Source organism: Streptomyces bungoensis, assembly GCF_001514215.1.
GTDB classification, from domain to species: Bacteria; Actinomycetota; Actinomycetes; order Streptomycetales; family Streptomycetaceae; genus Streptomyces; species Streptomyces bungoensis.
This window is the reverse complement of sequence record NZ_KQ948855.1, coordinates 311,653-321,005: the sequence shown is the minus strand read 5'-3', so window position 1 is coordinate 321,005 and position 9,353 is coordinate 311,653. Positions and strand designations below refer to the sequence as shown.

The 9,353-nt window shown below is 73.7% G+C and carries 6 protein-coding genes; 5 read left to right on the top strand and 1 reads right to left on the bottom strand.

Annotated features, from left to right (window positions below):
• A partial coding sequence (locus AQJ66_RS13845) for an RICIN domain-containing protein (RefSeq protein ID WP_244162819.1) occupies positions 1-3,039 on the bottom strand: 3,039 nt, incomplete at its 3' end.
• Between the two features lie 505 nt (positions 3,040-3,544).
• Here AQJ66_RS13845 and glmS point away from each other — a divergent pair.
• From glmS to AQJ66_RS13820, 5 genes are all read left to right on the top strand, one after another.
• A complete protein-coding gene (gene glmS / locus AQJ66_RS13840) occupies positions 3,545-5,392 on the top strand; it encodes a glutamine--fructose-6-phosphate transaminase (isomerizing) (RefSeq protein ID WP_061920694.1) in 1,848 nt (615 codons plus the stop codon).
• 172 nt (positions 5,393-5,564) lie between these two features.
• Positions 5,565-6,434, top strand: coding sequence for a TNT domain-containing protein (locus AQJ66_RS13835; RefSeq protein WP_208611359.1), 870 nt, complete (start codon positions 5,565-5,567; stop codon positions 6,432-6,434).
• Between the two features lie 72 nt (positions 6,435-6,506).
• A complete protein-coding gene (locus AQJ66_RS38295; RefSeq protein ID WP_063804044.1) occupies positions 6,507-7,070 on the top strand; it encodes a hypothetical protein in 564 nt (187 codons plus the stop codon).
• Positions 7,071-7,399: 329 nt separating this feature from the next.
• Positions 7,400-7,771, top strand: coding sequence for a holo-ACP synthase (locus AQJ66_RS13825; protein ID WP_061920912.1), 372 nt, complete (start codon positions 7,400-7,402; stop codon positions 7,769-7,771).
• 46 nt (positions 7,772-7,817) lie between these two features.
• Complete coding sequence (locus AQJ66_RS13820; RefSeq protein ID WP_107118930.1) at positions 7,818-9,254, top strand: NAD(P)H-hydrate dehydratase; 1,437 nt, start codon at positions 7,818-7,820, stop codon at positions 9,252-9,254.
• The last annotated feature ends 99 nt before the right edge of the window (positions 9,255-9,353 follow it).

The following is a 9,353-nucleotide window of genomic DNA, read 5'->3' as shown; positions in this document are numbered from 1 at the left end:
CGCATCCCCCTTCGCCTGGTCGGCGAGGTTCTTGGCCGCCTGGGCCTCTGCTGCCGCGTTCTTGGCGTGGGCGTCGGCGACGGCCTGCTGCTGCTCCGCGATGGTCTTCGACGCCTGGCCGGTCAGGACGACGAGGCCGGCGGCGGAGTCGGTGTCGACGTAAGCGGAGCCGAGCTGGATGGCGTCGTTGGCGGGGTTGGCGACCTGTTCGGCCGCCTTGCCGGCGTCCACGGCGGCCTGTGCGGTGACGTGGGCGAAGCCGGCCGCTTTCGCTGATGCCGCGAGTGCCTTGCCGGCCTCGGTGTTGGCGGCGTCGGCCTCGGTCTTGGCGTCCTTGGCGTGCTGTTCGGCCTCGTCGGCGAGTTTGACGGCCGTCTTGGCCTCGGCGGCGGCGTCCTGGGACGCCTTGATCGCGTCGGCGGCGGCGCTGGTCGCGGTCTTCACGGCCGCGTCGGCCTTGAGCTTGTCGGCCTGGGCGGCGTCCGCGTCGGAGCGGGCCCGCTTGGCGGCCGCCTCGGCGCGCGTCGCGGCGGCATCCGCGTCGGCGGCTGCCTGGGTGGCGGCGTCGGCCTCGGAGCGGGCGTTCGCCGCTGCCGCTTCGGCGTCGTCGGCGTGCTGGTCCGCCTCGTTGGCCGCGGCACGGGCCGCGTCGGCCGCGTCCCCGGAGTCCAGGGAGTCGGCGTAGGCACCCTTGGCGTCGGCCTTGGCACGCGCCGCTTCGGCCTTCTGCTCGGCGTCCCAGGCGTCGTCGCGCATGGCCGCCGCGTGGTCCTTCGCCGTGACCGCGTCGTCGCGCTTGCCCTCGGCGGTCTTCTCCGCCGCCTCCGCCTTGTCCTTGGCGTCCGCGGCCTTCGATGCCTGGGCCTGGGCGTTCTGCTTGTGCTGTGCCGCCTCGGCCTGCTTGGCGGCGGCCGTCTCCTTCTCCGCCTTGGCCGTCTTCTCCTCGGCCTCGGCGGCAAGCCGCTTGGCGTGGGCGTCGGCGGCGGCCGCCTTCGCGTCGCCCTCGGCCGTCACCGCGACCGCGAGCTTGGCCTCGGCGGTCTCCTTGTCCTTCTTGGCGTTGTCCCGGTGGACCTTCGCCGCGTCGGCCGCGGCCTTGGCCTGCAGCTCGGCCGTCTTCGCGGCCTCCTTGCGGAACTCCGCCTTCGACTGCGCGGCCTGGGCCAGCGCCCGCTGGGCGATGGTCTCGCTGTCCCCGGCGGAGGCGCGGGTCGCGGCCTCGGCCGTCTCACCGGCCTTCTCCAGCGCCTGCAGCGCGGCCACCGCGCCCTGGGTGACCTGGTCCTTCTGCTGGCCGACCAGCAGACCCCGGCCGCGCGGCGCGCCGTTTGCGTCGGCGATGCCGTAGGCGGCCTGGATCGCCGTGTTCGACGTCGCCGCCGCCTTCTGCGCGGCCGTCAGCTGCGTCTGGAGAGCGGTGAGCTGTGTCTTGGCGGCCGCCTGGGCGGCCGTGATGCCCTTCTTGGCCTTGTCGAACTGGGCCTTGTCCGGGTAGCTCGGCTTGCCGTCGCCCGTGTGGCCCTTGGGGACGATCCGCACCTTCTGGGCCGTGCTGCCGTTGCAGGTGGAGAGCTGGGCGTCCTTGCCGTTGTCGAACGCGGCCAGGTTCAGGCACTTGTCCGTCGCGGCGTTGCGCAGCTCACCGGCGGCGCGGACGTCGAACGTCCACTGCTGGGCCTTGCCGCTGCCACAGGTCTGGATCTGGATCTTGGTGCCGTTGGCGTTGGCGCCGTTCGCCACCTCCAGGCACTTGCCCGAGTTGACGTTGCGCAGGGTGTAGCCGCCGTCGTAGGAGCCCCACAGCTGCCAGCGCTGGGCGTCGCCGCCGTTGCAGGTGTAGATCTGCACCGGGGTGCCGTTGGTCTTCGCGCCGCCCTGGACGTCCAGGCACTTGCCCGTGGCCCCCGGCACCTGGATCTCCAGCGGGGCGTCACCGATCCAGCCGATGCCGCCGGCGCTCCAGTAGTCCTGCCAGCGCGTGAGGTGGTCGGCGGTCCAGGACTGGGCGAGCAGCTCTCCCATGGCCGTGGCACCGGCCGTCAGGGCCTTGGTGGCGTCCTTGTTCGCGTCCAGGACCTGGGTGCGCTGCGTGGCCTGGGAGGCGATCTCCTGCTGCCACTCGTCCGACGCGGTGGCGACCTCCTTGCCGAGCACCCGGTCGGGGTCCACCGGGCCGCGCCAGGCACAGGTGGCGAAGCGGGACTTCAGGTCCTCGACGGCCACCCGGAACTCGAGGCTGCCCGGTTCCGGGGCGGTGCGGGCGAAACCGCCCGAGCTCAGGAAGAGGCGGGCGTTGTCCGCGCCCGTGGGCTCCAGGTCCCAGTTCACCAGGTGGTCCCAGGCCTGGTGCTCCTCGTAGTCCCGGTTCCAGTTGGGCGAGGTGGCGTCCGGGTCCTTGCCGTACAGGGGCGTGCCGAGGTCCTTGACGGCCTTCACCGTGGCCTCGTCGGCCTTCGGGGTCGGGTCGTCGTAGAAGGTGCCCTCGCTCCGCCACCACTGCTCGCCGGACCACTGCGGCAGGCCGGTGCGGTCGAAGAAGTCGCCGCCCTCGTCGGAGGACGACGGCGGCCACTCGAACCCGGTGACCGTGAACCCGCCGGGCGTCGCCAGGCCGCTGAGCGGGGCCTTCCAGGCGTCGCGGCGCTTGGCGCGGGCGTCGGAGTCCTTGTCCAGCAGGGCCCTGTCCTGGTCGAACGCCTTGGACAGCGGGGTGTCGTTCCAGTACTCCCGGTTCGCCGCCGTGTGCAGGGCGTCCGCCGGCTGGTTGAGGGCGTCGCGCGCGATGCCGGACATGGTCGGTCCGCCCAGTCGCGCGACACCCGCCATCAGGCACTGGTCCTGGCGCAGTTGCTCGGCGGCCTTGGTGTCGAAGCCGTCGTAGCTGTCCGCCGCGAGTGCGATGCCGTCGTGCCGGTGGAGCGGATCGGGATGGACCACCAGGGTGCTGAGCAGCGCGGCGGCCAGGGTGGAGGTGAGGAGGGGGGTGAGCAGGCGTGATCTTCGTGTTCCGCGCGGGCGGAACCGGGGTCTGGGGTGCACGGAGCATCCCTCTCTGGGCTCAGGGGGCGGCTGCACGCCGAAGGGCGGCCGAAGAGCAGGGACAGTGCGGGGTCCGCGGGAGACGGTCAGCGACTCCGGAACCCGAGTGACGTGAGGCAGCCGGACAGCCGGTACGACGGCATGGCGATGCAACCCCTCCCCGTGAGCGACGGCGTTCCCCCGGTCGCTGACTGACGTGCGCGGACGGAGTGGTCAGGCCCCGCCGTGCGCGGACGACACCCTACGCACAAGTAACCGTGGTCGTACAGGTGTTCATGCTCCCGGTGGTGGGGCTGGCGTGAATCCTTCCGCGCCCGGGCCCGGTCATCTCTGCAGATTCTGTGTACTTTCTGTGAGTGGGTGAGGTGGGCGAGGGGTGGGTTGGCCGAAGAAAGATGGCCGATTATCGACCCCGAGTCGCGGCCCTTCCTGCCCCGGTGGGAATTTCCGATTTCGGGCACGCGGTGCCTCTTTCGGAGCGCTCCCGGACCGTAGGCTGCCGCGCATGTGCGGAATCGTGGGATACGTGGGATCGCAGTCGGCACTGGACGTCGTGATGGCCGGGCTGAAGCGGCTGGAGTACCGGGGCTACGACTCGGCGGGCGTCGCCGTGCTCTCGGACGGCGGGCTGGCGGCGGCGAAGAAGGCCGGGAAGCTGGTCAATCTGGAGAAGGAGCTGGTCGAGCGGCCGCTGCCGGCCGGTTCGACGGGCATCGGTCACACCCGGTGGGCCACGCACGGCGGCCCGACCGACGCCAACGCCCACCCCCATCTCGACAACGCGGGGCGGGTCGCCGTCGTCCACAACGGCATCATCGAGAACTTCGCCGCGCTGCGGGCCGAACTGGCCGAGCGAGGCCACGAGCTGGGCTCCGAGACGGACACCGAGGTCGTCGCGCACCTGCTCGCCGAGGAGTTCTCCTCCTGCGCCGACCTCGCCGAGGCCATGCGGCTGGTGTGCCGGCGCCTGGAGGGCGCGTTCACCCTGGTCGCCGTGCACGCCGACGAGCCGGACGTCGTCGTCGGTGCCCGCCGCAACTCCCCGCTGGTCGTGGGCGTAGGAGAGGGCGAGGCGTTCCTCGCCTCGGACGTCGCCGCGTTCATCGCCCACACCCGCTCGGCCGTCGAGCTCGGCCAGGACCAGGTGGTCGAGCTGCGCCGCGACGGCGTGACCGTCACCGGCTTCGACGGCCGCCCCGCAGAGGTGCGGTCCTACAACGTCGACTGGGACGCGGACGCCGCCGAGAAGGACGGCTACGACTACTTCATGCTCAAGGAGATCGCCGAGCAGCCGAAGGCGGTCGCCGACACCCTGCTGGGCCGCATCGACGCGAGCGGCAACCTCACCCTCGACGAGGTCCGCATCTCCGCCTCCGAGCTGCGCGAGATGGACAAGGTCGTCATCGTCGCCTGCGGCACGGCCTTCCACGCGGGCCTGATCGCCAAGTACGCCATCGAGCACTGGACCCGCATCCCCTGCGAGGTGGAACTGGCCAGTGAGTTCCGCTACCGCGACCCGATCCTCGACGCGCAGACCCTGGTCATCGCCATCTCCCAGTCCGGCGAGACCATGGACACCCTGATGGCGCTGCGCCACGCCCGCGAGCAGGGCGCCAAGGTGCTGGCCATCTGCAACACCAACGGCTCCACGATCCCGCGCGAGTCGGACGCGGTCCTCTACACCCACGCCGGCCCCGAGGTCGCCGTCGCCTCCACCAAGGCGTTCCTGACCCAGCTGGTGGCCTGCTACCTGGTCGCGCTGTACCTCGGCCAGGTGCGCGGCACCAAGTGGGGCGACGAGATCCAGGACGTGATCCGCGACCTGTCGCGGATCGCGGACTCGGTCGAGCGGGTCCTGGAGACCATGGAGCCGGTGCGCGAGCTGGCCCGGTCCCTCTCCGACAAGAACACGGTCCTGTTCCTGGGCCGGCACGTCGGTTACCCGGTCGCCCTCGAAGGCGCCCTGAAGCTCAAGGAACTGGCGTACATGCACGCCGAGGGCTTCGCGGCCGGCGAGCTGAAGCACGGCCCGATCGCGCTGATCGACGAGGACCTCCCGGTCGTCGTGGTCGTCCCGTCGCCGCGCGGCCGGTCGATCCTGCACGACAAGATCGTGTCCAACATCCAGGAGATCCGCGCGCGCGGCGCCCGCACGATCGTGATCGCGGAGGAGGGCGACGAGGCGGTCGTGCCCTACGCCGACCACCTCATCCGCATCCCGGCCACCCCCACCCTCCTGCAGCCCCTCGTCGCCACGGTGCCGCTCCAGGTCTTCGCCTGCGAACTGGCCACCGCCCGCGGCAACGAGGTGGACCAGCCCCGGAACCTGGCGAAGTCGGTGACGGTGGAGTGAGCCTCGCCTGATGGCTCGTCACATCATGTGACTCCTTCGGCGGCAGGCGCGGCGCGTCCGCTCGCTTCCGCCGGGCCGTTCCGGCTTGAGTGATCTCATCATTCCGCCCGTTCCCGGTCTTTCGGGACGCGACGGGACCTTTTACCGGACGCGCGTAAGCGTGGGAGGTTCGTTGAGATCGTCAGTGAAGTGTGCCGGCCTCGCGGCTGCGGTCGGCCTGACCGGTTCCCTGGTCATGGGCGCCTCCGCGGCGGCGGCGGCGCCCACGCACGAGGACGGCGGCCGCATCCGGCAGGCCGGCCAGGCCCGGCCGGTCCCGGCGGCGCCCCGGACGGCGGGACGCCTCGGACTGCCGGAGGGCGGCCAGGACGACCCCGGCATGTCGTGGGTGTGCCGCGGCCTGGTGCCCTACCCCATCCCCCTGGCCTACCGCGCGTACTACTACTGCGGTGACTGGCGGCTCGGCCCCCGGTACCTGCCGACGCGCGGGCTGCTGGGGAGCATCCTCCAGGGCTACAACCGGACCGGCGGCCTGACCGCCGTGCAGTTCCTGAACAAGTGGTGGGACCCGACCAAGGACTCGGGCCAGGGCGACTGGAAGTACCCGCCCCAGGACGGCTTCGCGCTGGACCGCCAGGGCAACCCGATCGCGGCGCACCTGACCCTCAACGCGGGCCAGTTCCTCGACCGGTTCGGCAACGAGAGCGGCCGGTTCCTCTCCCCGGCGGGCACGAAGTTCGGGCAGCGGGCGATCCCGCCGTCCAACCTCAACACCAGCGATCCGCGCTATCCCTTCGACTACCACCTCTACAAGGTGGCCAAGAACGTCACGGTCTGCGCGGGGCCGGCCGCCCCGGCGTTCGAGCAGCCGGGCGGGGCCATCCAGTACGCCACCTCGAGCTCCGCCTGCAAGGACACCGTGCGCGTCAGCGTGGGCGACCTGGTGGGCAACGGCACCCTGGTGCGGGTGAAGGTCCCGTACACGGACGTAAAGACGATGAAGAACAAGCCGCCGGCCGGGGTGAAGACCACGATCCGGTGATCCTCCGGAGCCGGGCCCGCGCCGCACAGCGGACGCCGGGCCCGGCTCCGTCCCCGGTGGGAGACTGGCCCCATGGACCGCTTCCAGCTCTGCCGGGCCCTGCGGGCGGCCGGGGTCCCGGAGGCGTACTACGACATCCCCGGCTGCACCCCCGCCCCGCGCCCGCCCGGCGACCGCTACGTCCTCGAACAGCGTGACGGCCGGTGGATCGTGGGGGTCCGCGAGCGCGGCACCCACGAGGTGCTGGAGCGGTTCCCGGACGAGGACCGGGCATGCCGCTGGCTCCACGCCCGCCTGACCGACGAGGGCCCGCCGCCCGTGGAGGCCACGCCCGAGGAGATCGACGTGCTGCTGCACGACGCCGAGGGCACCCAGCGGCGCGCCCGCGAGGACTTCGAGCGCGCCTTCGCCGAGGCCCGCCGCCGGGGCACCGGGAACACCGCCGCTGCCGGCGACCTCACCGAGCCCCCGCCCGTGGAGGCCACGCCCGAGGAGATCGACGTGCTGCTGCACGACGCCGAGGGCACCCAGCGGCGCGCCCGCGAGGACTTCGAGCGCGCCCTGGCCGAGGCCCGCCGCCGGGCCGCCGAGCACCCTCCCGGCGACGACGGCCGTACGGAGCCACCGCAGGGGTGACGGCCGGTGCCGCCCGGCGAACCTCAGCCCTTGCGCGCGGCCCACTTGCGGACGCGCTCCGTCAGGCAGATCAGCGCGACGCCAGGAACCACACCCCCCGGACGGCGCCGACGTCGGTGTTGCCGGACTCCGCCGAGTACGGGTAGCCGCCCTCCTGGCGCAGGTCCGCCCCCTGTTCCGGGGAATCACCGGCGCGCCGGCCGGCCCCCAGGGCACGCTGACGGTGTGTGAAGTGATCGGATCAAGTTGCCGCAGGCCGGCGGTCCGCTGTGACAACGGCCCGGGGACAAAGGCGGGGACGGAGGGGGCGGGGCCGTAGGGTGCTCGGCATGAGCATCATCGGGGTCGGAATCGACGTCGCCGAGATCGACCGGTTCCGGGCGTCCCTGGACCGGACGCCCGGGCTGGCCGATCGGCTGTTCGTACGGAGCGAGTTGCTGGCGCCCAGCGGGGAGCGGCGGGGCATCGCGTCCCTGGCGGCCCGGTTCGCCGCCAAGGAGGCCCTCGCCAAGGCCCTGGGGGCGCCGCCCGGGCTGCACTGGACCGACGCCGAGGTGTACGTCGAGGACAGCGGTCAGCCCCGGCTGCGGGTGAAGGGGACCGTCGCCGCGCGGGCGGCGGAACTCGGCGTACGGGCCTGGCACGTGTCGCTCAGCCACGACGCGGGCGTGGCCTCGGCCGTGGTGGTCGCCGAGGGCTGAGCGGGTCGGGTGTGGAAGGCCGCGCTCCCGGGGCAGACTCGAAGCCATGCGTACTGCGTACAGCGTGGAGACGGTAAGGGCGGCCGAGCGCGCGTCGATGGCACGGCTGCCGGAGGGCGCGCTGATGCAGCGGGCCGCCGCCGGGCTGGCCGCCGCCTGTGCCGAGATGCTCGGGCGGGTGTACGGCGGCCGGGTGGTGCTGCTCGTCGGCAGCGGCGACAACGGCGGGGACGCGCTGTACGCCGGGGCCCGGCTGGCGCGCCGGGGGGCCGGGGTCACGGCCGTCCTGCTGGCGGGCCCCGAACGGACCCACCGGGGTGGCCTCGCCGCTCTGCGCAGGGCCGGCGGAACCATCGCCGCGGCCGAGGGCGCCGGGCGGGCGATCGAGCGGGCCGGTCTCGTCGTCGACGGGATCGTCGGCATCGGCGGGAAGGGCGGGCTGCGGCCCGAGGCGCGGGCCGTGGCCGAGGCCGTGGCGCGGTCCCGGGCCGCCGTCGTCGCCGTGGACCTGCCCAGCGGGGTCGAGGCGGACACCGGTGAGGTGCGCGGGGCGGCGCTCCGGGCCGACCTCACCGTGACCTTCGGCACGCACAAGCCCGGGCTGCTGATCGACCCCGCGCGGGAGTACGCCGGGACCGTGCGGCTGGTGGACATCGGGCTCGAACTGCCGCCCGACCCCGAGCTGGAGGCGCTGCAGCACGCCGACGTGGCGCGGCTGCTGCCGGTGCCGGCGGCGGAGAGCGACAAGTACCGGCGCGGCGTGGTGGGCATCGCGGCCGGGTCGGCGCGGTACCCGGGGGCCGCCGTGCTCGCCGTGTCCGGGGCGCTGCGCGGCGGGGCCGGTGCCGTCCGCTACGTCGGCCCGGCCGGGGACGCGGTCATCGCCCGCTACCCGGAGACGCTCGTCTCCGACCAGGGGCCCGCCAAGGCCGGGCGGGTGCAGGCGTGGGTCGTCGGGCCGGGCGCCGGGGAGGACTCGGCGACCGTGGCGGAGGTGCTGGACACCGACGTGCCGGTGCTGCTCGACGCGGACGGGCTGCGGCTGGCCGACCGGGACGCGGTGCGGGGGCGTACGGCACCGACGCTGATGACCCCTCACGCGGGCGAGGCGGCGGCGCTGCTGGGCGTGCGGCGCGAGGAGGTCGAGGGCGCGCGGCTGGCCGCGGTGCGGGAACTGGCGGCGCGGTTCCGGGCGACCGTGCTGCTGAAGGGGTCGACGACGCTGGTCGCCGACCCCGGCGGCGGAGCCGTGCGGGTGAACCCGACGGGGACGGGGTGGCTGGCCACGGCCGGCAGCGGGGACGTGCTGTCCGGGCTCGCCGGGTCGCTGCTGGCGGCGGGGCTGCCTGCGCGGGATGCCGGGAGTGTGGCGGCCTACCTGCACGGTCTGGCGGGCCGGTTCGCGGCGCGGGGGGCGCCGGTGGGGGCGCACGATGTCGCCGCGCGGATTCCGGCGGCGTGGCGGGGCGTGACGCGCGGGTGAGGTGGATCGCCGGGTGAGCCCGGCGGGGACGTGCTGTCCGGGCTCGCCGGGTCGCTGCTGGCGGCGGGGCTGCCTGCGCGGGATGCCGGGAGTGTGGCG